This window comes from Leptospira sp. WS58.C1 (assembly GCF_040833995.1).
GTDB classification, from domain to species: Bacteria; Spirochaetota; Leptospiria; order Leptospirales; family Leptospiraceae; genus Leptospira_B; species Leptospira_B cinconiae.
Genome location: NZ_CP162137.1, coordinates 1,771,910 through 1,793,285 on the forward strand (window position 1 = coordinate 1,771,910; position 21,376 = coordinate 1,793,285).

At 41.1% G+C, this 21,376-nt stretch carries 22 protein-coding genes; 8 read left to right on the top strand and 14 right to left on the bottom strand.

What is annotated here, in order from left to right:
• Positions 1 to 2 precede the first annotated feature (2 nt).
• The 6 genes from AB3N61_RS08025 to gshAB are packed head-to-tail and all read left to right on the top strand — an operon-like array spanning position 3 to position 8,098.
• The gene (locus AB3N61_RS08025) at positions 3 to 1,175 is read left to right on the top strand and encodes a GNAT family N-acetyltransferase (protein WP_367898984.1); all 1,173 of its coding nucleotides are present in this window, start codon (positions 3 to 5) and stop codon (positions 1,173 to 1,175) included.
• Positions 1,172 to 1,495 (top strand): ATP-dependent Clp protease adapter ClpS, encoded by a 324-nt coding sequence (gene clpS, locus AB3N61_RS08030; protein ID WP_020768389.1) that lies wholly within the window; start codon positions 1,172 to 1,174, stop codon positions 1,493 to 1,495. Before AB3N61_RS08025 ends, clpS begins: the two co-directional genes overlap by 4 nt.
• Positions 1,492 to 3,735 (top strand): ATP-dependent Clp protease ATP-binding subunit ClpA, encoded by a 2,244-nt coding sequence (gene clpA, locus AB3N61_RS08035; protein WP_367898985.1) that lies wholly within the window; start codon positions 1,492 to 1,494, stop codon positions 3,733 to 3,735. Before clpS ends, clpA begins: the two co-directional genes overlap by 4 nt.
• Positions 3,735 to 5,498, top strand: coding sequence for a gamma-glutamyltransferase (gene ggt, locus AB3N61_RS08040; protein ID WP_367898986.1), 1,764 nt, complete (start codon positions 3,735 to 3,737; stop codon positions 5,496 to 5,498). Before clpA ends, ggt begins: the two co-directional genes overlap by 1 nt.
• A gap of 30 nt (positions 5,499 to 5,528) precedes the next feature.
• A complete protein-coding gene (gene gshA, locus AB3N61_RS08045; protein ID WP_367898987.1) occupies positions 5,529 to 7,070 on the top strand; it encodes a glutamate--cysteine ligase in 1,542 nt (513 codons plus the stop codon).
• A complete protein-coding gene (gshAB, locus tag AB3N61_RS08050) occupies positions 7,058 to 8,098 on the top strand; it encodes a bifunctional glutamate--cysteine ligase GshA/glutathione synthetase GshB (RefSeq protein ID WP_367899071.1) in 1,041 nt (346 codons plus the stop codon). Before gshA ends, gshAB begins: the two co-directional genes overlap by 13 nt.
• On the opposite strand, the gene AB3N61_RS08055 is transcribed toward gshAB, so the two are convergent.
• From AB3N61_RS08055 to AB3N61_RS08095, 9 genes are all read right to left on the bottom strand, one after another.
• Complete coding sequence (locus AB3N61_RS08055; protein ID WP_036088697.1) at positions 8,081 to 8,341, bottom strand: glutathione S-transferase N-terminal domain-containing protein; 261 nt, start codon at positions 8,339 to 8,341, stop codon at positions 8,081 to 8,083. The genes gshAB and AB3N61_RS08055 overlap by 18 nt on opposite strands.
• A 1-nt stretch (position 8,342) precedes the next feature.
• On the bottom strand, positions 8,343 to 8,654 hold the full coding sequence (gene grxD / locus AB3N61_RS08060) for a Grx4 family monothiol glutaredoxin (protein ID WP_020768119.1): 312 nt from the start codon (positions 8,652 to 8,654) through the stop codon (positions 8,343 to 8,345).
• A gap of 25 nt (positions 8,655 to 8,679) precedes the next feature.
• The gene (locus AB3N61_RS08065; RefSeq protein ID WP_020768343.1) at positions 8,680 to 8,904 is read right to left on the bottom strand and encodes a BolA/IbaG family iron-sulfur metabolism protein; all 225 of its coding nucleotides are present in this window, start codon (positions 8,902 to 8,904) and stop codon (positions 8,680 to 8,682) included.
• A gap of 65 nt (positions 8,905 to 8,969) precedes the next feature.
• Complete coding sequence (locus AB3N61_RS08070) at positions 8,970 to 9,242, bottom strand: BolA family protein (RefSeq protein ID WP_367898988.1); 273 nt, start codon at positions 9,240 to 9,242, stop codon at positions 8,970 to 8,972.
• A 4-nt stretch (positions 9,243 to 9,246) separates the two neighbouring features.
• Positions 9,247 to 10,020 carry an ABC transporter permease gene (locus tag AB3N61_RS08075; RefSeq protein WP_020768241.1) on the bottom strand — a complete coding sequence of 258 codons (774 nt, stop codon included), beginning with the start codon at positions 10,018 to 10,020 and terminating at the stop codon, positions 9,247 to 9,249.
• Positions 10,017 to 10,934, bottom strand: a complete 918-nt coding sequence (locus AB3N61_RS08080; RefSeq protein ID WP_367898989.1) for an ABC transporter ATP-binding protein — start codon at positions 10,932 to 10,934, stop codon at positions 10,017 to 10,019. Before AB3N61_RS08080 ends, AB3N61_RS08075 begins: the two co-directional genes overlap by 4 nt.
• 62 nt (positions 10,935 to 10,996) lie before the next feature.
• A complete protein-coding gene (locus AB3N61_RS08085; RefSeq protein WP_367898990.1) occupies positions 10,997 to 12,376 on the bottom strand; it encodes a dihydrolipoyl dehydrogenase in 1,380 nt (459 codons plus the stop codon).
• Between the two features lie 213 nt (positions 12,377 to 12,589).
• On the bottom strand, positions 12,590 to 13,405 hold the full coding sequence (locus tag AB3N61_RS08090) for a hydroxyacylglutathione hydrolase (RefSeq protein ID WP_367898991.1): 816 nt from the start codon (positions 13,403 to 13,405) through the stop codon (positions 12,590 to 12,592).
• 27 nt (positions 13,406 to 13,432) lie between these two features.
• Entirely contained in the window at positions 13,433 to 13,747 is a 315-nt protein-coding gene (locus tag AB3N61_RS08095) for an STAS domain-containing protein (protein ID WP_020768055.1), read from the bottom strand.
• A 275-nt stretch (positions 13,748 to 14,022) separates the two neighbouring features.
• Between AB3N61_RS08095 and AB3N61_RS08100 the strand changes: the two genes are divergently transcribed.
• Positions 14,023 to 14,979, top strand: coding sequence for an MBL fold metallo-hydrolase (locus AB3N61_RS08100; RefSeq protein WP_020768012.1), 957 nt, complete (start codon positions 14,023 to 14,025; stop codon positions 14,977 to 14,979).
• Positions 14,980 to 15,010: 31 nt separating this feature from the next.
• On the top strand, positions 15,011 to 16,504 hold the full coding sequence (glpK, locus tag AB3N61_RS08105) for a glycerol kinase GlpK (protein WP_367898992.1): 1,494 nt from the start codon (positions 15,011 to 15,013) through the stop codon (positions 16,502 to 16,504).
• On the opposite strand, the gene AB3N61_RS08110 is transcribed toward glpK, so the two are convergent.
• The 5 genes from AB3N61_RS08110 to AB3N61_RS08130 all read right to left on the bottom strand — a co-directional run bounded on the left by AB3N61_RS08110 (position 16,505) and on the right by AB3N61_RS08130 (position 21,358).
• Complete coding sequence (locus AB3N61_RS08110; protein WP_367898993.1) at positions 16,505 to 17,836, bottom strand: hypothetical protein; 1,332 nt, start codon at positions 17,834 to 17,836, stop codon at positions 16,505 to 16,507. It abuts the gene before it with no gap.
• 17 nt (positions 17,837 to 17,853) lie between these two features.
• Positions 17,854 to 18,144, bottom strand: a complete 291-nt coding sequence (locus tag AB3N61_RS08115; RefSeq protein ID WP_020768382.1) for a hypothetical protein — start codon at positions 18,142 to 18,144, stop codon at positions 17,854 to 17,856.
• A 50-nt stretch (positions 18,145 to 18,194) separates the two neighbouring features.
• Complete coding sequence (locus tag AB3N61_RS08120; protein ID WP_020768383.1) at positions 18,195 to 19,175, bottom strand: PP2C family protein-serine/threonine phosphatase; 981 nt, start codon at positions 19,173 to 19,175, stop codon at positions 18,195 to 18,197.
• A complete protein-coding gene (locus tag AB3N61_RS08125) occupies positions 19,172 to 19,789 on the bottom strand; it encodes a hypothetical protein (RefSeq protein WP_367898994.1) in 618 nt (205 codons plus the stop codon). Before AB3N61_RS08125 ends, AB3N61_RS08120 begins: the two co-directional genes overlap by 4 nt.
• A gap of 150 nt (positions 19,790 to 19,939) precedes the next feature.
• Positions 19,940 to 21,358, bottom strand: coding sequence for an MBOAT family O-acyltransferase (locus tag AB3N61_RS08130; protein ID WP_367898995.1), 1,419 nt, complete (start codon positions 21,356 to 21,358; stop codon positions 19,940 to 19,942).
• Positions 21,359 to 21,376: the final 18 nt, after the last annotated feature.

Genomic DNA, 21,376 nt, shown 5'->3' on the forward strand with positions numbered 1-21,376 from the left:
AAATGCCCGATAAAATCAAGATCGCCAGGATATCCTCTCTCCAAGAAATTTCGGCAGAGGACTGGAATCTTTTAGGAGATCCAGAAAATCCTTTTTCCAATCATGAATTTTTCCATTCACTGGAACTTTCTTCCTGCGTAGGTAAAAAGACAAGTTGGCATCCGGAGTATTGGATGGCAGAAGACGAGATAGGAGTTCACTCCGCTCTTCCTTTTTACCGTAAGTTTGATTCGTATGGTGAGTATATTTTCGATCATTCTTGGGCAAATTTTTTCTCCCAAAACGGGCTTTCTTATTATCCCAAAGGTCTTGTAGCGTATCCATTTACTCCTGTGAACGGTAAAAAAATATTAAGAAGAAATAATGTATCTGCGGAAGAAGCGTTAAATGTATTACTTCCTCCCTTATTAGAAAATGCGAAACAAGAAGGACTCTCCGGTATTCATTTCCTATTTTTAGAGGAAGAAGAGGCTAGAGCTTTAGAAAAACAGGGATTTTCCACTCGGATCACTCATCAATTTCATTGGAAGAACCGGGGTTATACCAGTTTCGAAAATTTTTTGGGGGATTTTAAATCCAAAAAAAGGATCCAGATCAAAAAGGAAAGAGAGACCATCAAAGAATCGGGAATTCGGATCTTATGTAAAGAAGGGAAAGAAATCTCCGAGAAAGATATGGACTCTATCTATACTTTTTATACGGAGACTTATTCCCGAAAATGGGGATCTCCTTACCTGAACCGAAAATTCTTTAAGATCATTTTAGATAAATTTTCACAAAATCTGGTATTATTTTTAGCGGAGAAGGACGGGGATACGATTGGCGGAACATTCAATCTGAAAAAAGGAAAGAAGTTGTATGGAAGATATTGGGGCTCTTCTTCCCATTATCCTTTTCTACATTTCGAATGTTGTTATTATGCTCCGATTGAATATGCAATCAAGAACGGATTTGAGATTTTTGAAGCCGGGGCACAGGGGGAGCAGAAATTTTTAAGAGGATTTCCTGCCGTTCCTACTTATAGCTCCCATTTTATTTTCCATGACCAGGCTCGAAATGCGATTGAACGTTTTTTAGAAAGCGAAAGAATGCATATGCAGGAAATGATAAGGGAAACCAATCTTTCTTCCCCATTGAAAGAAGAGGCCTTGAGGGGAGAATCCGAATACCAATGAGCGATTTAAAAACCGAAGAACAGGTTCTCACAAAGGAGAAACTGAAACTTAAAAAACCGGCAAAGTATAGGGTAGTGATCTTAAACGACGATTATACTCCTATGGAGTTTGTGGTTTGGATCCTCCGCGTGGTATTTTATCGGACTGAAGTCGAGAGCGAACAAATTATGCTGCAGGCGCATACGACCGGAAAGGCTCTTTGTGGAGTCTATTCTCATGACGTGGCTAGAACTAAAGTGAACGAGACACATTTGCTTGCAGAGGAACATGGACATCCGTTGCATTGCCAGATGGAAATTGAAGAAGGGGAAGAATCATGACCTTATCCGAAGAACTGGAAAAATCTCTGGGCCAAGCGAGAACGGAAGCCCTTAGAAGAAGAAACGAATATATTACTCTTGAACATATTCTTCTTTCATTAACCTACGATCCTGTTGCAGCGGAAGTCCTTCTTGCCTGCGGGGCGGACTTAGACCAGTTACGTTCCGAGCTGAAAGAATATTTAGATACCGAAATGGAATCGGTTCCGGAAAGTTTCGGAGAAATAGAGCCCGAATATACGATAGGAGCACAGAGAGTTCTTCAGTTAGCTGCATTTCATGTACAATCCACTCAAAAGAAAAAATTGGATGGGGGTTATGTTCTCGCTTCTCTATTCAGAGAGGATCAGTCCCACGCGGTTTTTTTCTTAGCAAGACAGGATATTTCCCGCTTCGATGTGGTTCGTTATATTTCTCATGGAATTAAAAAATCCGGCGAGAAGGTAGGAGAAGGAATTCCAACAGACGAGACTTCCAAAAAACAAAGCGGAGATCCTTTGTCTGATTTCTGTGTAAATTTGACGGAAAAAGCGAGTTTAGGTAAATTGGATCCGCTTGTCGGAAGAGCCGAGGAGATCGAAAGAACCATTCATATTCTCGCGAGACGTCGCAAAAACAATCCGATCTTTGTGGGAGATGCCGGAGTCGGAAAGACCGCAATTGTAGAAGGACTTGCACTCCAGATCGTAAACGGAAAGGTCCCGGATGTATTAAAAAATACGAAAGTATATTCTTTGGACATGGGACTTCTACTCGCGGGAACCAAGTTCAGAGGAGAATTCGAGGAAAGACTGAAAAATGTTGTGCAGGCGATTTCCTCCGACCCGGACAATGTACTATTTGTGGATGAGATCCATACGATCATAGGTGCGGGAGCTGTTTCCGGCGGATCCTTGGATGCTTCTAACCTTTTGAAACCTGCACTTTCTAACGGGGAACTTCGTTGTATTGGAACTACAACATACAAGGAATATAAGGCGATCTTCGAGAAGGACCATGCTTTGTCTAGGAGATTCCAGAAATTAGAAGTAAACGAACCAAGTGTAGAAGAGACCATCCAGATATTAAAAGGACTTTTGCCAAAATACGAACAATTTCACTCCGTAAAATATTCTCACCAAGCTGTGGAAGAAGCGGCAAAACTTGCGGAACGTTACATCTTAGATCGTAAACTTCCCGATAAAGCGATCGATCTCATAGATGAGGCAGGTGCAAAAGTTAAACTAAGGGAAAGTTCCAAGTCTAAGATCGTGAGCGTAAAAGAGATAGAGGAACTTGTATCCAGAATTTCTAAAATTCCTCCTAGAACGGTAAAGGCCGATGATAGGGAAAAACTAAAAGTATTAGATGAAGAATTAAAACGTAAAATTTACGGACAGGACCAAGCAGTGATAGAGCTAGTCCAAGCGATCCGACTTTCCAGAAGCGGGTTGTCTGAGCCGGGAAAACCCGTGGGCTCTTTTTTGTTCGCGGGTCCTACAGGTGTAGGAAAAACCGAATTATCAAAACAACTCGCGGCAATTTTGGGTGTAGAATTCATTCGATTCGATATGAGTGAATACATGGAGAAACATACCGTTTCTAGACTGATCGGTTCTCCTCCCGGTTATGTTGGCTTCGAACAAGGTGGTCAATTGACGGATGCAATCGTTCGCACTCCGCATTGTGTTCTTCTATTAGATGAGATCGAAAAGGCGCATGAGGATATTTATAATATTCTTTTGCAGATCATGGATCACGCTACCCTCACGGACAATAATGGTCGGAAAGCGGATTTCAAACAGGTTATTCTGATCATGACGACAAATACGGGTGCCAGAGAAAGGGCTTCCAATCCATTAGGATTCGATAATACAGCTTTGACTGATAGAGGGCTAAAAGCGATCGAAAAGCAGTTTTCTCCTGAGTTCAGAAATAGGCTTACCGCTATTATTGAATTCTCCGCTTTGGATGAAGGCACCGTTTCTAAAGTGGTTCGCAAACAGCTAGAACTTCTGGAAACTAGACTCAAAGAAAAAAGTATCCAAATCCATTATGGAGAGGAAGTCCTGCATTGGATTGCCAGAAAATCCTATGATCCTCTTTTCGGGGCAAGACCTGTACAGCGGTGGATAGATTCCAATATTTCCAAAAAACTCTCGGAAGAGATCCTGTTCGGAGAATTAAAAAACGGCGGCGTTGTGAATTTGGAAATACAAAACGAGGAACTAAAATTAGTCTTCCGTTCTAGAGAAAAATAATGTCTTTTAGAACCGTTAGACCTATTCCCAAAAGTTTCCTTCTATTTTTAATTCTACTTCTTTTTACTTCCGTATCTTGCAAGAAGAACGTTCTATTCATCGAGGGAAGGGAAGTTTCCACACAAAATCTTGTTGCTCCCAAGTTCGGCATAGATCCGAACACTTTGTTTGCAGAATCCAAAAAGATCATGATCTCCACCGATTCCGTAGACGCCTCCAAGGTTGGATTGGAGATCTATAAAAAGGGTGGAAATACGATCGATGTGGCGGTCGCTTCTTCTTTTGCGGTTTCCGTTACACGTCCCTCATCTACAGGAATAGGGGGAGGCGGATTTTTAGTTTATCATCATGCAAAAACCGGAAAATCGTACGCTTTCGATTTTAGAGAAAGGGCGCCTTCTTTAGCGAATCGTAATATGTATAAGGGACGTCCCAAGGAAGAATCCTTGCTCGGATACAAATCCGTAGGAGTTCCCGGAATGGTGGCCGGACTTGTGCAGATCCATAAGAAGTTCGGAAAACTGCCTTTAAGGGAGGTTTTAGCGCCGGCAATTCGATTGGCGGAAGAAGGATTTGTGGTTTATCCGGATCTTTCGGAAGCAATCCAAGAATCGGAACAGGACATGAGCCCTGGAATGAAAAAGATTTTTCTACCTGGAGGAAAAATCCCGGAATCCGGAGATGTACTCGTCCAGAAAGATCTTGCAAAAACTCTAAGGATCATTTCGGAAACGGGAGACAAGGATTTTTATACCGGAGCAATAGCGAAAGCCTTCGCAGAAGAAGTTTCTGCTAATGGGGGCTCCATTCATTTTACCGATCTGAAAAATTATAAGGTAAAGGAGGAAAGACCGTTAGAGATTACTTATAGAAATTATCATATTCTCACTATGTTTCCTCCTTCTTCCGGTGTTCATCTTTTTACAATGCTAAAGATGTTGGAAACGAAAGAACTTCATTCTATGTTCGATTTTTCCACAAGTGATTATTATCACTTCCTAGCGGAAGTTATGAGAAGAGGATATTCGGATCGAGCGGTCCTAGGAGGAGATCCAGGATTTACTAAGATCCCGGTAGACACATTGATTTCTTCCGAGTATGCCAAAGAAAAAATTTCGGATTTCAATCCAGTGAAGGCGACGCCTAGCTCCACATATTTAAACAGACTGAACTTAAAAGCGGAATCTCCCGAAACCACTCATATTTCGGTAGTGGATGCCGAAGGAAATGCGGTCTCAACCACACATTCTATCAATTATCGATTTGGCGCGGCTGTTGTATTGGATGGATACGGATTTGTTCTAAATGACACAATGGACGATTTCAGCCGTTCCCCGGGAGAACCGAACGTCTACGGTCTCATCGGTGCGGAAGCAAATTCCATCCAACCGGGAAAAACACCTCTCAGCTCCATGTCTCCTACCATCGTTCTTAAAAATGGGGAGACATTTTTGGTCACGGGTGCACCGGGGGGGTCGTACATAGTAAATGCGGTTTTACAATCCATTTTATTTAATTTAGACTTAAATCTTACATTGTATGAATCCGTTGCCAGGGGAAGGATACATCACCAATTCTTTCCGGATGCACTTTCTATCGAAGGGCCCGCGACTGATACTGCAACTTTTAACCAGTTAAAAGCGAAAAAACATGAAGTCCGTCTTGGAAATAATATGGCAAAATTGTTCTGCGTAAAGAGAGAGAATGGTACATTGTATGGTGCGGCAGACCCAAGGGGAGACGGGATCCCTCTAGGGGAATAATATTAAAAAAAAGAAATATAGGAATATAAAATGAATCGATCCGCCAAAACTCCGGTATTTCCGAATCTGCGTCATGCTGTAAAAGCAAAACACGGTTTGGAAAAGGAAAGTATGCGTATATTTTTCGACGGAAGGATTGCTACTACTCCTCATCCGGAATCCTTGGGTTCCAGCTTGACAAACCATTTTATCAAGACGGATTTTTCGGAACCTCAACTTGAATTCGCTACGAACCCTAGACCTAGGATTGAGGCGATCGTAAGAGAATTACAAGATCTGCATATATTCACTTCCAGACATTTGAAAGATGAATGGATCTGGCCTTTTAGTATGCCTCCGATTCTTCCTAAAGAAGATAAGGATATTCCTCTCGGACAATACGGTCATTCTTTTTCCGGAGAATGGAAAACCGTCTATCGGAACGGATTAGGTCTGCGATATGGAAGAAGGATGCAAACCATCTCGGGAGTTCATTATAATTTTTCCTTCTCAAATCTGTTTTTAAAACAAATTTTAGGAAAAGAGATCCATGCATTCACCAAGGAGGAGATTTCGGAATTATATCTTTCCGTTACCCGGAATTTTATGCGAAGGGTTCCTGAAATTTTATATCTAACCGGAGCCACTCCTGTTTTTGACGAAACCTTTCTGCCTGTGAATAGCGATTTCCCTTTTGTAAAACATAAGGAACATACTTATTATGCCCCTTACGCTACTTCGTTGAGAATGAGCGAGATCGGATATACAAGCAAAGTTCAGGATGAACTTCCTATTAATTACAATTCTTTAAAAGAATATATAGACGGGATGTGTTACGCAGTCAGCACTCCCTATTCAAAATACCAGGGATTTGGCGGAATTCCGAACCAACTGAACGACCATTATCTGCAGATAGAAAACGAATTTTATTCTCCGATCCGTCCTAAACAGATCCCTAAAAACGAAGAAAGACCCCTCGACGCTCTCCAAAGCAGAGGAATCCAATACATTGAGATCCGTTGTTTGGATCTCCAACCTGAATCGCCTACGGGAATCCACAAACCAAGCCTTGGTTATATTCAGATGATATTATTGGATGGGTTATTGAAAGAAAGCAAATCTATAGACCAAAAGGAAAAACTAAGGATCAGAGAAAATACAAAAAGGATCATTTGGGAAGGGAGAAAACCTGGGCTAAAAGTTTTAGATGATGACGGGCAAGAAGAAGATTTTATATCCCGTGGAAAGGAATTTACCCAAAGTCTTTTACCTATTGCGGAAGAATTGGATCGTCATACGGGAAAAAGATTCTACCAAGAAATTTTAAACATTATGAATAAACGTTGGGAAGACGCTTCGTGTACTCCTTCCGGAAAACTAATGGATCGTATCCTGAACGAAAACTGGGAATTTAGGGATCTTGGGATCCATCTGGCTAAAGAAAATTATAGAAACCAATCACAGATGGAGCTAACTCCGGGCAAATTTAATATGTTTATTAAAGAAGTCCAAAAGTCATTGGCGGAAAAAATAAAAATAGAAGAATCCGAAAAAGTAAAGAAGAATCCGACCGCAAGGATCTGCAACCATTGAAATACAAACTGGAACCGGGACAAAAACTAGATCCGAATGAATTCATCCTGAAAGGATTTGAGGATCTGGAGATTTCCACTCAGATTGTGATCCGAGATGCACTCAACCGGGGATTGGAAGTAGAGATCTTAGATCGTCCTAGCCATTTTATCCGACTTTCAGGAAAAGGGATCACAAGACTCGTAAAGGAAGCCTCCAAAACGGAGCTGGATTCCTATATGACCTTCCTTGTGATGGAAAATAAGACCATCACGAAACGTATTTTAGAAGAATCGAATATACTTGTGCCCAAGGGAACTGCAGTCTCCGACCTGAATTCCGGACTCGAATTTTTAAACAAAAATTCGGATAGAAAGATGGTGGTAAAACCGGTGACTACAAATTTCGGGATCGGGATCAGTATTCTTCCACCTTCTTCATCAACGGAAGATAAGGAGAAGGCGTTGGAAATAGCGCTCGGATTTTCAGAAACCGCTATCGTAGAGGAGTTTGTGGAAGGAAACGAATATCGGTTTTTAGTGATCGGGGACGAGTGTGTCGCAGTATGTAATCGTATTCCAGCGAACGTTACCGGTGACGGTAAAAAAAACATCCGAGAACTGATCGAGGAAAAAAATTCAGATCCAAGAAGAGGAGTGGGGCATGTGACCCCTCTGGAAAAAATACGATTGGATGAAACTGAACTGAATGTTCTAAACGAGTCCGGCAGAAAACCCGAATCCGTCCCGAAAGCCGGAGAGATCGTATTTGTTCGTAAAAACTCCAATATCAGCACAGGTGGAGATTCAGTGGATGTGACTGATAACGCACATTCTTCCTATAAAAAACTAGCGGTAGAAGCTGCAAAAGCGGTCAAAGCGAAGATCTGCGGTGTGGATATTATAGTAAAGGATCTGGAGTCTGAGGGGGATTATAGGATCTTAGAGTTGAATTTCAATCCTGTATTATATATTCATAATTATCCCTATTTGGGCAAGAATAGAAAGGTAGGAGAAAAAATTTTGGATGTATTAGGTTACGGTCCTTAATTTCTGGATCTTACTTTTTACATAGTCTACGATGTCTCTTGACTCGTACATTTTGATATCGCCGTCTACCAGAAAAGGAACCTGAGAGAGTCCTCCTAAACGTAGGACCTCCTCTCTGCCTGGGGTTCCTCTGCTGGCCTCAACCAATTCGTAGTCCTTACCTTCTTTTAGGCCCATTTCCGAAAAATGACCGCGAACAAAAGCGCAGTAAGGACAAGTATCGTATTGGAAGAGTTTCATCATATTAGGCACCGATTTTTTTTTGGAGTTCTCCGCTTCTTGCCATTTCTACAACGATATCGTGACCGCCGATAAATTCTCCGTCAATATATAACTGAGGAATAGTAGGCCAGTTTGCGAATTCTTTGATCCCTTCTCTGATGGACATATCGGAAAGAACGTTAAACGAGTTATAATCAGCACCCAGGCTTCTTAGAACGTTGGTCACTCCGGCGGAAAAACCGCACATAGGAGCGTCAGGGGTCCCTTTCATAAACAGAAATATTTTTTTAGAAGCGATCAATCCTTCGATCTTATCTTGTAATTCTTTATCCATGATACTTGTTCCTATCTGTTAATAATTATGATACTTTAGTTTCCAGACCTAAGGCATGGACTTCGGCTTTCAGCTCGTCCTTTAACGTGGCGTATACCATTCTGTGTTGTTCCACGACGGACTTTCCGGCAAATCCGGAAAACTTTACGATCGCTTTGATATGTACTCCGTCGTTGTACGGATCTTGGATCTCTACTTCCGAGCCCGGAAGTCCTGCTTGGATTTTTTCCCGAATTTCTTGGACAGTCATCTGTTATATCTTAGACTCTTTTACTATCAGCACTTTTTAGAATCTCTTCCCGGACAATCTTTTTTCTAAGGGGTAGAAGTCTTTAATTCCAAAGCATGGACTCCCCATTCTTTTAGGAATGGATCCATGATCCGGTAAACGGACCTATGCTGTTCCAAAAGGGATTTTCCCCGGAACTCGGGACTCGTGATAAAGATCCGGATATGAGTCCCTCTTGTATTTCCGGTCGGGTTTCCGGAATGACCTGCATGTTGTTCCGAAAAATCCTCTATCCGCAGTTCGGAAGGAGAGAGTCCGTTTCTCAAAAGATTTTCCATTTCTATAAATATATCTTGCATACCTTTAGGTCCTCGTACCGTATCCACGGCTTAGTAAAAATACGGAGATGGAATAAAGTAGAATGGTCCCTACCACTAAAAGTCCGATAGCTTCTAACGGATCTATATCGCTTACTCCTAAAAATCCATAACGGAATGCGTTTACCATATACAGAATAGGATTGAACTTAGAAATGATCTGCCAAGTGTCCGGAAGCATTTTGATAGAATAGAATACTCCGCCCAAATAGGTTAAAGGAGTCAGTATGAATGTGGGAATGATGGTTACATCGTCGAATTTTTTGGCATATAAAGCATTCAAAAATCCTCCCATAGAGAACATCAAAGCGGAAAGTGCTACTGTGATCACTACTATTCCCGCGTCGTACAGTTTTAATTCGGTGAAAAATAAGGACACCAACGTTACGATAAATCCTACTAAAACACCGCGGATCACTCCACCTATAGAATATCCAAGCACGATCAAATAAGCCGGAGTAGGGGAAACTAGAAGTTCCTCTATATTCTTTCCGAATTTCGCTCCGAAAAAGGAAGATACCACATTATTGTAAGCGTTCAGTATGACCGACATCATTACTAGTCCGGGAACGATAAACTGGATATAGGTATGACCTCCTACATCTCCGATCTGAGAACCCACTAATTTTCCGAAGATCAGGAAGTATAAGGAAATTGTAATACCCGGCGGGATCAATGTTTGGATCCAGATCCTTAGGATGCGGACCGTTTCTTTTCGAACGATTGTGGAGAATGCGTTGAATTTTTCTTGGAAGTTCACAGTTTTTTCTCCACGAGTTTCAAAAATAATTCCTCCAATCGATTCGACTTATTTCTCATACTTGTGATTTGGATCCCACTTTTGTCTAAAAGTCGAAATAGTTCGTTTAATGAATTGTTCTTTCCGACGTCCACTTCCAAGGTGAGATCATCCACTTTGTTCAAATGGAATCCGTTCAGATCTATCGCGGATGAGAGCGGTTGTTGTAGATCCAATACGAACGTTTGAGTATCCAGTTTTACCAAAAGTTCTTTCATGGAAGTATTCTCCACGATCTTTCCTTGGTCTATGATCGCTATCTTCTTACAAAGATTTTCGGCTTCTTCTAAGTAATGTGTGGTAAGAATGATCGTGATCCCGGATTCGTTCAGTTTTACTAAGAAGTCCCAAAGAGAACGTCTGAATTCTATATCAACACCGGCGGTCGGCTCATCCAAGATCAAAACTTTCGGATTATGCACTAAGGCTCTTGCGATCATAAGCCTTCTTTTCATTCCACCGGACAGTCTGCCTGCACCTTCTCTTCTTTTCTCGTAGAGTCCAAGTTGTCTTAAATAATTACGGGTTCTTTCTACCGCCACTTTTCTGGAAAGACCGTAATATCCCCCTTGGTTGATAACTATATCTTCTACTTTCTCGAATATATTAAAATTGAATTCTTGGGGTACCACACCGATATAAGATTTTGCTAATGTAAGGTCCGTGTCTATATCCGCTCCGTAAATTTTCACTTTTCCGGAAGTTTTGTTCACTAAGGAACTTAAGATACCGATCGTAGTGGATTTACCCGCACCGTTCGGACCTAAAAGGGCAAAAAAGTCCCCTTCGTCCACAGTCAGATCGATCCCTTTTAAGGCCTGCACTCCCCCGGCGTAGGTCTTCACCAAATTTTTTATTTCTAAAGCTTTATTCATCCGCGAAAAAACGCTCCAATTCTATGATTTTGAACAAGCCCTGTTTCGACAATCTTTTGGCTTTAGGAAGAGCTTAAGATTTCTTTGGCTTTCCTGGCAGCGTTTCTTGCGATTTCAGGCAAAGCGGGATGAACATAAATCATCTTTAGCAAGTCTTCTAGAGTCCCACCCATAGTCATCAGGAGTATAAAAAGATGAATGAGATTTGACGCCTCTTCTCCTAATATATGGGCTCCTAGTATTTTTCTGGATTTAGGACTTACCAATATTTTGACGAATTGGTCTTCGGATAGTCTAGCCATTCCGGTGGCGCTACTGGAATAAGGATTGATTGCAGAGATATATTCGATCCCTTCTTCCTTTAATTGTTGCTCCGTTTTTCCCACGGCTGCCACTTGAGGGTGTGTGAAGACGGAGTGAGGAACGGGAGGATATTCGACCGGAGTTCTATGTTTTTCTACGTATAAGGAGTTAAATAGAAACTCTCCTTCAAAATTAACGGAGTGGCGGAAGAAATACTTTCCGTTGATATCCCCCAGAGCATAAACTCCGTCCGCAGTAGTTTCCAGATATTCGTTGGTTTTGATATATCCTTTTTCATCGGTTTGGATATCCGTATTTTGGAGGTCTAACCAATCCGTATTCGGTTTGATGCCGGTAGCAATAAGAAGTGCATCTCCTTCTAAAGTATACGTTTCTTTAGAATTTTTGCATTCTAAACGGAAGATCCCGTTTTGGTAGTCTACCTTCTTTACTTCCGTTCCTAAACGAACATCTTCTCTTTTAGAAAATGCTTTTTCGAAACCGTCGATGATATCCTTGTCTTCATGAGAGAGCATTCTTTTACGAACAATAAAAGTGGTTTTAGATCCGAAGGCAGAATATGCAAATCCAAGTTCAAGACCGATATAACCTCCGCCAAGGACTAAAAGTTTTTTTGGAAGTTCCGTTCTTCTAAGCGCTTCTCTACTAGTCATATAAGGAGTTCCCGCGAGGCCTGGAAGATCCGGGATAGAAGGCCTACATCCCGCAGCGATAAAAATACGATCAGCGGTGAGTAACTCGCCGTTTACTTTTACTACCTTATTTTCCACGAACCTTCCTTCGTAGGGATAAAAGTCTATGTTCGGATTTTTTTCATAAGCGGGGATGATACTGTCGGAGTCGGCATCCACTGTGGCGGAGATCCTTTCCACCAAAGTTTTAAAATCTACGGTGAATGGACCGGGGATCCCTAACTGAAATTTAGAAGCTTCCTTTGCCTGGGCTAAAATTTCCGCAGGATGGATGAGCATCTTAGAAGGGATACAACCCCTGTTCAAGCAGGTTCCTCCCAAACGATCTTTTTCTAAAATGGCTACCTTATAACCTAGTTTAGAAGGAGGTGTGACTAGTTTTGTTCCTCCTCCTGAGCCTATTACGAGAATATCATACTTTTTCATGGGGTTAATTCAATGGAGAAGGAGAAGCTTTTAAACGAAAAGGATTCTTTTAAAGAGAACCACAGATAATTCCTAAAAATTTACCGGAGTATTCTCTCTTATTTATAGTCCGCTGCGCTGGCTTCGATAGCCTGGTCCCTTGTCTGGGACAGGCTATTATATAGTATTAGATATTGTTTGTACCGAATTCGGAAAAATAAAAAAGAAGATCTTTTACCATTTATCCCGCAAAGTTCGAAGTGCAATGAATAATGTTTTAGGATCCGAAGCTAAGGATGGGTCTTGCATTTTATTACGTATTCCTGAGACTAAATTTTCTTTCGGGTCAAATACAAGGAAGAAGGGATTGAATGTTCTTTCTTCCGAGAAATTTGTGGTCCAAAATTCTTGGTCTTCCTTTAATTTTTCCGCCTTGGACAATGCCTTTGAAGCCGCTTCATTATAAGGATCAATCGAAAGACTGAATTTCAGATTGTTTTTAAGATAATCATGACCTGGATATAATCTAACGTGTCCGGGAAGATCTTTAAATTCTTTCAGAACAGTTTCGTATAGAGTTTTAGGATCACCGCCTCTAGTACAATTTCCTACCCCTGAATTAAAGATCGTATCTCCTGTAAATGCCGCATATGGGGAGCCGTTCTGTATCTGCAAAAGGCAAACATGCGCGAAAGTATGTCCGGGAGTGTACATAACTTTTAGATACGAATTTCCGTCCGGACTTTCTAGAATTTTTTCTCCTTCTTTTAACGAGTAAGAAGCATGAGGGATTTTTCCAAGTCCAGCGGGGTGAGCCAAAACTTGGGCTCCATATTTGGAAACAAGCCCGTCGTTTCCACAAGTATGATCATTATGTTCGTGAGTGTTTAGAATATAATCCAGACCCCAGGACTTGTTTTCCAGAACTTGGGTGATCTGATCCGGATCATAGGGATCAATAGAAAGTGTTTTTTTGGAATTCGGTTCTCTGACTAGATACGTAAAATTTCGGAGAGGACTATCCGTATAGATCCTTAGAACTTCCAACATGGGTTTTAGACAAGAGTAGAAAAGTGATTATTGGATAATGTCCAGGTGTTTGTCTAGATTCGCGATCCTTAAGATAGTCATCACGTCTCTACTCAGGTTTCTGAGTTTGAGATGCCCGTGCCTTTCTGTGACGTATTTTTGGGTATTGAAGATGGCGCCGATCCCGGAAGAGTCCAAGTAAACATCCCCTTCGAAGTCTAAGATGATATCTTTATGCCCCTCGTCAAACTGGCGGATGATGAGTTCCTTTAACGCAAATGCGTTCTTTAGGCTTACATTCCCTTGGATCTTGACTACACAAGACCCTTGTTCCAGGGATACGTCTGTTTGAAAACCTTCCAATGAGTGGCTCCGATCTCTATTTCTCTGACTATCCTCGGGCTAAGAAAACAACGGATCTTCTCAGAAAACTGAGAATAAATTTCCAAACCGGGAGGGAACCCGATCCATTAGACTAAATTGTGGCAAAGCGGAGGTAAACTCTTTTTTAGAGCAAAATCCGATCTAAATCTATTTCAAATAAAATAAGAAATCGCTCGCAAAAACTACTGATTCGGGAAAACTAAGTGCTCGATTTTGTAGCGAAACTAGAGGTTTCGGACGATATTTAAAACTGTATGCGGATCAAATTCTGGGGAGTGCGGGGCTCCATTTCTTCCCCCGTTCAGGGAGACCTGATTCGATCGAAAATTTTGAGGATACTAAGTCTAGCATCTCCGTCCGACCTGCAAAGTCCGGAAGCGATCGAGGATTTTTTGGATTCCTTGGCGCTTTCCAACTGGAGCACCTACGGTGGAAATACTACCTGTATCGAGATCCGGGATAAGGAAGATAAACTTGTTATCATAGACGGAGGAACAGGACTCAGAGAACTGGGAAACTCCATCTTACATGAGGGTTACGGCTCCGGAAGAGGAAAAGCGATTTGGATCTTCACACACACTCATTGGGACCATATCCAAGGTATTCCATTCTTCGTTCCTTTGTATACTCCAGGCAATAAATTTGAGTTTGTAAGTTCCGTAGAAAATCTGGAAGAAAGATTGAGATACCAACATACGTTCACTCATTTCCCTGTTCCTTTCGACGGTTTCCAAGCAGAAAAGACGTTTCGTCATGTACCCGAAGGAAGGGCCTTTCGAGTAACGGATTCAGTCACTGCAATTTCCAAAGCGGTGCGCCATCCGGGAGGGAGTTTTTCCTATCGATTTGAAGAAGACGGTAAGGCACTGATCTTCGCATCCGATGCCGAATTCAATTTGGACGAGATGGAAAATATAGAAGATTATCTGAATTATTTCAGAGGTGCGGACGTTCTGGTATTCGATACTCAATATACTTTCGAAGAGTCTTTACAAAAGATCGATTGGGGGCATAGCACAGCTTCCATGGCGACGGATATCGCGCTTAGGGCGAATGTTAAAAAATTAGTAATGTTCCATCATGATCCTTCTTACGATGACGAAAAATTGGATGCAGTATATCTGCGCGCGATTAAATACAAAGAAATGTTTGATCCGGACAACCAATTGGAGATCATCATGGCAAGAGAAGGTCTGGAAATCCAAATTTAATCTTTAATTCAATCGATCAGGGAGATATCGAATGAGTGAATATATTATCGGTATAGATGCCGGAACCACCGGTATACGTACTTTTTGTTTTAATAAATCCGGAACAGTGATCTCAAGTGCGTATTCCGAATTTAAACAATACTTTCCAAAACCAGGTTGGGTGGAACATGATCCTGAAGAGATCTGGGCTAAAACGGAAAAGCTCATTCTGAAGGCGATCCGCAACGGGAAGTTAAAACCGGAAAAAGCGGTAGCTATCGGGATCACCAACCAAAGAGAGACCACCGTATTATTCGATAAGGATACCGGAGTTCCGGTTTACAATGCGATTGTATGGCAATGCCGTAGGACCTCCGACTTCTGCTCCGGATTAAAAAAAGAAGGTTTAGAACCCATCTTCCGAAGAAAGACAGGCCTTGTCGTCGACGCTTATTTCAGCGGTACAAAGATCCGATGGATCTTGGACAATGTAAAAGGTGTTCGTGCAAAAGCGGAAAAAGGAAAGGTTCTATTCGGGACCATTGACACTTATTTATTGTATCGTTTGACGGCGGGTAAAGCGCATAAAACGGATCATACAAACGCGAGTAGAACTCTCATTTTCAATATTGAAAAGAAAGAATGGGATAAGGAACTATTAAAGATCCTGCAAATACCGGAAGCGATCTTGCCGGAAACTCATAATTCCTCAAGCCTATTCGGAAGAACGGAAGGTGTAAAAGGTCTGCCGGATGGAATTCCGATTTCTTCTCTCGTAGGAGACCAACAGGGAGCGCTATTCGGCCAATTATGTACAGAGCCCGGAGAAGCAAAGAATACGTACGGAACGGGATGTTTTTTACTTTTCAACACGGGAAACAAATTACAAATTTCTAAAAATAATCTGATCACAACTCTTGCCTGCGGGCCGGAAGGAAAAACGGTCTATTGTTTAGAAGGTTCCATCTTTATCGGTGGGGCAGTGATCCAGTATCTCCGGGATAATCTCAGATTCTTTAAGGAATCCAAACTTTCCGAAAAGATGGCTGCTTCCGTGACCAAGGAGGATGAGGTAGTATTTGTGCCTGCATTCTCCGGTTTAGGAGCGCCTTATTGGGATATGAACGCTCGAGGTGCGATCTTAGGGCTGACAAGAGATACCACCCAAGAGCAGATCACCAGAGCGGCCTTAAAATCCATCGCATTACAATCTTATGAATTAGTGGAAGCGATGGAGAATGATACCGGTTCCAAATTGAAAGTCCTAAAAGTGGATGGGGGAGCTACTGCCAATAACTGGCTCATGCAGTACCAAGCGGACATTTTAGGAAAGAAGATCGTAAGACCTTCTAATCTTGACACAACCGTTTTGGGTGCGGCGTATCTTGCCGGACTGGAAAGAGGTTTTTATTCCTCCGTAAACGATCTGAAAAAGACCCAAAAAACGAGTAAGGAATTTTCTCCAAAGTTAAGCGCCAGTTTGAGAGAAAAAGAGATCCGAATTTGGAAAAATGCCGTAAAAAGGATTCTTACTTCCGAAACCTAATTAGTATGAAAAAGAGAGCAGGCTAAACTCCAAGGGCTTTCTTTCGGAGTTGATGCCTGCTCCTACGATCAATTTCGCCTGATCGTACCTTGGGATTTCCAAAATTGAATCCGCCGATATTTTAAAAAACTCATACTGGACTCTTTCCTTTTTGGAAAGATAAATATCGATCCGGATCACTTCCATATATTTTAGGAAGCGCAGTAGGATCTTGTCATTTGTAATTGTATAGAGTTCTATTTGGTTAGAACTGCGATTCAGATTGTATTTTTCTCCGGAGATTGCCTTGAATTCTATTTCTATTTTAGAAGTTTCCTCTTCGGCGGAATGTTTATAATCCGCGACGTTGATTTCAAGGGCCTCTACTTTTGGGGAAGGACTCTTATACACGGGGAACGTCCCTTCTTCATAATAGATCCTTCTGGAAAAACGACGGAAAATCTCTTTTTCCACGATTTCCGGAAAAGATTCTCCCGGTTCCGGTTTTTTACTCGGACTTTCTAAGATCTGTTTCCATTTGTTTTTAGAAACATTTTTCTCTACGATTTTTCGGACAGGAGGGGAAAGTTTTGGAACCGAATATTTTAAGATCCTTTCATCCAATTTATTTAAAATAGAATTTAAGAATGGTCCGTGAATAAGCGGAAGTATTTCAATGGAGAAGATCCTATCCCTTAAAAATTTTGCGAATTCTATTTCGTACGTGAAAAGATTGGAGACTAAACTTTGTTCTTCCGTTGGAGTTCCTGCATACAAGATCTTTACCAAACGAAATAGATAGGTTTTACTTTCCCGATCAAAATACAAATCTTCTATTTTTTGGATTACTTTCTCTTCGTTCAGTTCAGGATTCACTATATCTCTGAGAGAAAGATATTTGGTGGAGAACATTCTTTTTCGGAACATTCTGTAGAGTGTAAACGTTCCTGTCTGAACGCTTCCTATTTGGGTTTGTTGATTTTCCCTAAGGATTAGAATAGGAGTTGTTGGAGTTCCTACAACCCTGTAGGGATTGGAACGAATGGGATATCGATCTCCTTCAAAAACTTCCTCCGACTCTTTCGGGAATTTCGAATCTTCAGAATAAAGTAGCCCATTCGTAAACTTCAAATAGGGAGGTGTTTGTATCGCAGAGCTTGGAGTTGTTTTACGATCATACTCCAGCTCATATAAAAATTTAGGAATAATTGCAGGTTGGGAATATAAATAAGGAAGTTCTTCGATCTCGGCGACTGGAAAGTCGTAAAAAGGAGAAATTTTAGAATGGACCCTTGCTACCGAATCCGGATTACAAAATAGAAAATGATAATTCTCTCCCTCGAAATAAATCATGGGAACTTACGAAAAGGTTAATCTTCTTCTATTAATAGGTCCGGATGTAAAACGGAAAGACCTGGTGCCTTCGTTTCTCTTTTGGAAAGTTTGGAAACCAGTTGTTTTTTAAAATTTGTCCAGTCATAGGTTTCTTTTAAGGAATCCAATTCTTCTTCGAAACCGTACTGTAAAAAGTCCAGTGTTTCTTCTTCCGTGAGTCCTGTGACAAGACTACTGTCGGAAACCACCCTTAAAATTTTACGAATATCTCTCTCGTTCCAGAGTAGGATTCCGGAAAGTCTTACGACCCAATATTCATGGTCCATTCTTACAGGATCGCGGATTTATTGACTTTCTTCAAGAGTAAATTAGGATCTTAAAATTTTCTGATCACCAAAAGACTCATATCGTCCTGAATCCTTCCACCAGTATGTTTCACCACGTCTAAAAACAGATCGTCTATCAATTTGCGAATATTCTTCTTCGGAGCGGTTTCCAGAAACTTATACAAATTTTCTCCATAATATCCGCCGATACTTCGATTCTTTTGTTCAAATAGACCGTCCGTAAAACAGAATAAGATATCGTCTCTATCCATTTTGAAACTTTGAGAAAGTTTCGGTTTTTTCAAAGGAGAATTCATTACAGTGGAAAGGAATTTTCCGTCCGTACCTACTACCTGAGTTTTATCTTCTTTTCTCTTATATAGAACGAGACTTGGGTGGATCCCTGAATGAGTAAAATTTCCCTTATGATCCGCCTTCATCAATAAGAAAGTAGCGTATAGGCTTCGGTGGATATGGGGATAGGTATTCGTCCTTTCTTCCAGATGTTCCAGTATCTGGTCTATGATCTCATGAGGGGTCTCGAACTTATGGACGAGATGGCTCATTTGGTTCATGATCATTAGGCTGAATAGACCGGCGACATAGCCGTGACCGGAAGTATCTCCGATCCCCATCCAATAATTTCCTTCTTTGTCCTTTAAGAAATTATAGAAGTCGCCGCCGATCGGGTTATAGGTCATACATCTTCCGCGGATCTCGTAATTTTCATCCACGTAGTCCAAAGGTAGAACGTAGTTTTGCATTCTACTATCCCCTCTGCGAAAACGTTTGATGATCTTGCCGAATTCCTGTTCTCTTGGTAGGATCTTCTCGGTTAGAAATAAAACGAATGCGGAAAAATTAATGAATATGGTAAAACAACATACTAAGATCAGAACGATCGGTATTTTGACAGGCGGCGTATAAAATTTCAATCCTATTCCTAAACAGCCAAGAATGGAAAGATTTAGGACGATCAAAACCGGCCAGGCATCTTTCACGTATTGTTTGATCGTAGTGGAACTTCTCATTTTACCTTAAAATAAGCGTGGCCTTGGTATTCCTTCTTGGAATAATTCCTGCGAGCAATCCGGAAAAACTCGTCTTCCGCATACGGAGAATTTGTACCTTCTACAACTCCGAAAGGTTTTTCCCTATATCCGGATTCATAGATCATAGGTATCAATGAATCGTTTGAAGGATCGTAATGATATAATAGTTTGTGAGAAGTTTCCAGGAAATTTATTTCCGGACCCGAGATTTGTTTTCCATCTTTCCAAACGGATTCTTCTTTTTTGATCTTTCGTGTCTCCAGAAGAAGCCAATTTCCTCTGGACTCGTATTGTCCGGTACCTTCTATTTTTATCCGACGGATTTCTCCCTTTTCTTCGATCTCCCTAAAGTAGTATTTTTGGAAAGTTTTTTCCGAATGCGAAAATTCCAATCTTTCCGTTTGGTTTTCCTTATAAGTGACCGAGGTCAAAGGGGAGAAGGGAGGGAGGTTTTTGTTATAGATACCTTTTAATACTATATCGTTAGAAGATTCGGGCCTTTCCGGTAGTTCTCGGATCCAGGAAGGAGGAAAACATCCAATGACATGTGAAAGAAGTACAATTATTCCGAGGAGTCGAAGTCTATCTTTCATAGGAAAATCCGAGAAAAAGAAAATTACATTATTTGAAAGTTTCCTTTTCAGCTTCTACTTCCAAATTCCTTCCAATGCCGGAGAAAGGCAAACCGGAAATTATTCTCCTTCCTCATCGGACTAGGAAACTTGGAGATTTAGGAACAAATTTTAAAACTGGAAGTAAATAAATTCTCCGCCTCCATCCCCGAATATACCCATTAATAAAAGTATAATGATGGAGAAAGAAGGTAATAACCAGCGGAATCTGATCTGTATTTTCTCTTTGATGTTCGGGTAATATTGAACGGCATTCCAGAGAAACGTGAATAGAATGAATGCAGCCAATTCTTCCCAGCGTACCAATGCTTTTCCGCCTATGATATTTAAAAATCCTGTAAAATAGTCCCAAGCTAAATTCAGGGAATTTTTACCGGCTGCTGCCGTTCGGAAGAAGATACCTGAGATCGCAAATAAATGAACGATCAATGCAACTTTCCAGAACCGTTTCCAGCCTTTCGGTTCTTCTTCTTTTTTAGGATCTCCTGGTGAGAAAAATCTTTCCACTCCCAAGATTAGACCTAAATAGGCACCCCAAATTATATAACCGAAATTTGCTCCATGCCATAGACCTCCCAAAGTCATAGTGATCATGGAATTCATTTGGGTTCGCCAAAAACCGCCTCTGCTTCCACCTAACGGAATATAAAGATAGTCTCTTAGCCAAGTGGATAAGGTAACATGCCAGCGTCCCCAGAATTCCCTAAAACTTGGAGAAAGGAAAGGCCCTCTGAAATTTTCCGGGATCTCATAACCTAGAAGGTATGCTGATCCTCTTGCGATATCCGTATACCCGCTGAAATCGCAATAAACTTGGCAGATAAATCCCAATGTGGAAATATATAAACTGAAAAAATTATATTCTCCCGGGTGCTGATAAATCCCGGAAATGATACCTGCGATATTATCCGCAATCACTACCTTCTTAAACAGACCCGACAGAATGAGAAAGATCCCCCATTGTACTCGACTGAAATCGATAGCCGGTTTGTCCAGTTTCGGAAGGAAGTCCGTGGTTCTCATGATCGGGCCAGCGATCAATTGCGGGAAGAATAGAATGAATAAGAAATAATCTAAAGCAGAGATCCTTTCCGGAACATGATCCCTGTGAATATCCACCTGAAGAGCGATCAACTGGAATGTATAAAAACTAATCGCGAGTGGAAGAGGAATATGGATCCCTTTTCCGAATTCGGAAAACTGCAAAGAACCTGTAAAGAAATCCAGAGTGTCCAGGAAAAAGTAAAAATATTTAAAGAAGGCTAGGTTAATAAAATTAAGAATTATGATCCAAACCAGAGGTTTTGTCGTGGATTTTCCTTCTCTTTTATACTTCCAAAGTATGAGTGAAAAATAAAAGTTTAGCGCGATCACTATCAAGAAGTGAATGGAAAAAGCAGGTCCCGAGTAAAAATAGAAAAGAAGAGAAGAAACTAAAAGTAGGGGTTTTCTCGCTTTTTGAGGAAGAGACCAATACAATAAGAAAGTGAGCGAAAATAAAGCTAGATAGGGTAGGGAGTTAAAAAGCATTTTAGATTTTTTTTATGA

Coding starts and splice junctions, on each gene's coding strand:
- AB3N61_RS08025 (WP_367898984.1), top strand. CDS start 3: ATGCCCGATAAAATCAAGATCGCCAGGATATCCTCTCTCCAAGAAATT.
- clpS (WP_020768389.1), top strand. CDS start 1,172: ATGAGCGATTTAAAAACCGAAGAACAGGTTCTCACAAAGGAGAAACTG.
- clpA (WP_367898985.1), top strand. CDS start 1,492: ATGACCTTATCCGAAGAACTGGAAAAATCTCTGGGCCAAGCGAGAACG.
- ggt (WP_367898986.1), top strand. CDS start 3,735: ATGTCTTTTAGAACCGTTAGACCTATTCCCAAAAGTTTCCTTCTATTT.
- gshA (WP_367898987.1), top strand. CDS start 5,529: ATGAATCGATCCGCCAAAACTCCGGTATTTCCGAATCTGCGTCATGCT.
- AB3N61_RS08055 (WP_036088697.1), bottom strand. CDS start 8,341: ATGATGAAACTCTTCCAATACGATACTTGTCCTTACTGCGCTTTTGTT.
- grxD (WP_020768119.1), bottom strand. CDS start 8,654: ATGGATAAAGAATTACAAGATAAGATCGAAGGATTGATCGCTTCTAAA.
- AB3N61_RS08065 (WP_020768343.1), bottom strand. CDS start 8,904: ATGACTGTCCAAGAAATTCGGGAAAAAATCCAAGCAGGACTTCCGGGC.
- AB3N61_RS08070 (WP_367898988.1), bottom strand. CDS start 9,242: ATGCAAGATATATTTATAGAAATGGAAAATCTTTTGAGAAACGGACTC.
- AB3N61_RS08080 (WP_367898989.1), bottom strand. CDS start 10,934: ATGAATAAAGCTTTAGAAATAAAAAATTTGGTGAAGACCTACGCCGGG.
- AB3N61_RS08085 (WP_367898990.1), bottom strand. CDS start 12,376: ATGAAAAAGTATGATATTCTCGTAATAGGCTCAGGAGGAGGAACAAAA.
- AB3N61_RS08090 (WP_367898991.1), bottom strand. CDS start 13,405: ATGTTGGAAGTTCTAAGGATCTATACGGATAGTCCTCTCCGAAATTTT.
- AB3N61_RS08100 (WP_020768012.1), top strand. CDS start 14,023: ATGCGGATCAAATTCTGGGGAGTGCGGGGCTCCATTTCTTCCCCCGTT.
- glpK (WP_367898992.1), top strand. CDS start 15,011: ATGAGTGAATATATTATCGGTATAGATGCCGGAACCACCGGTATACGT.
- AB3N61_RS08110 (WP_367898993.1), bottom strand. CDS start 17,836: ATGATTTATTTCGAGGGAGAGAATTATCATTTTCTATTTTGTAATCCG.
- AB3N61_RS08115 (WP_020768382.1), bottom strand. CDS start 18,144: ATGGACCATGAATATTGGGTCGTAAGACTTTCCGGAATCCTACTCTGG.
- AB3N61_RS08120 (WP_020768383.1), bottom strand. CDS start 19,175: ATGAGAAGTTCCACTACGATCAAACAATACGTGAAAGATGCCTGGCCG.
- AB3N61_RS08125 (WP_367898994.1), bottom strand. CDS start 19,789: ATGAAAGATAGACTTCGACTCCTCGGAATAATTGTACTTCTTTCACAT.
- AB3N61_RS08130 (WP_367898995.1), bottom strand. CDS start 21,358: ATGCTTTTTAACTCCCTACCCTATCTAGCTTTATTTTCGCTCACTTTC.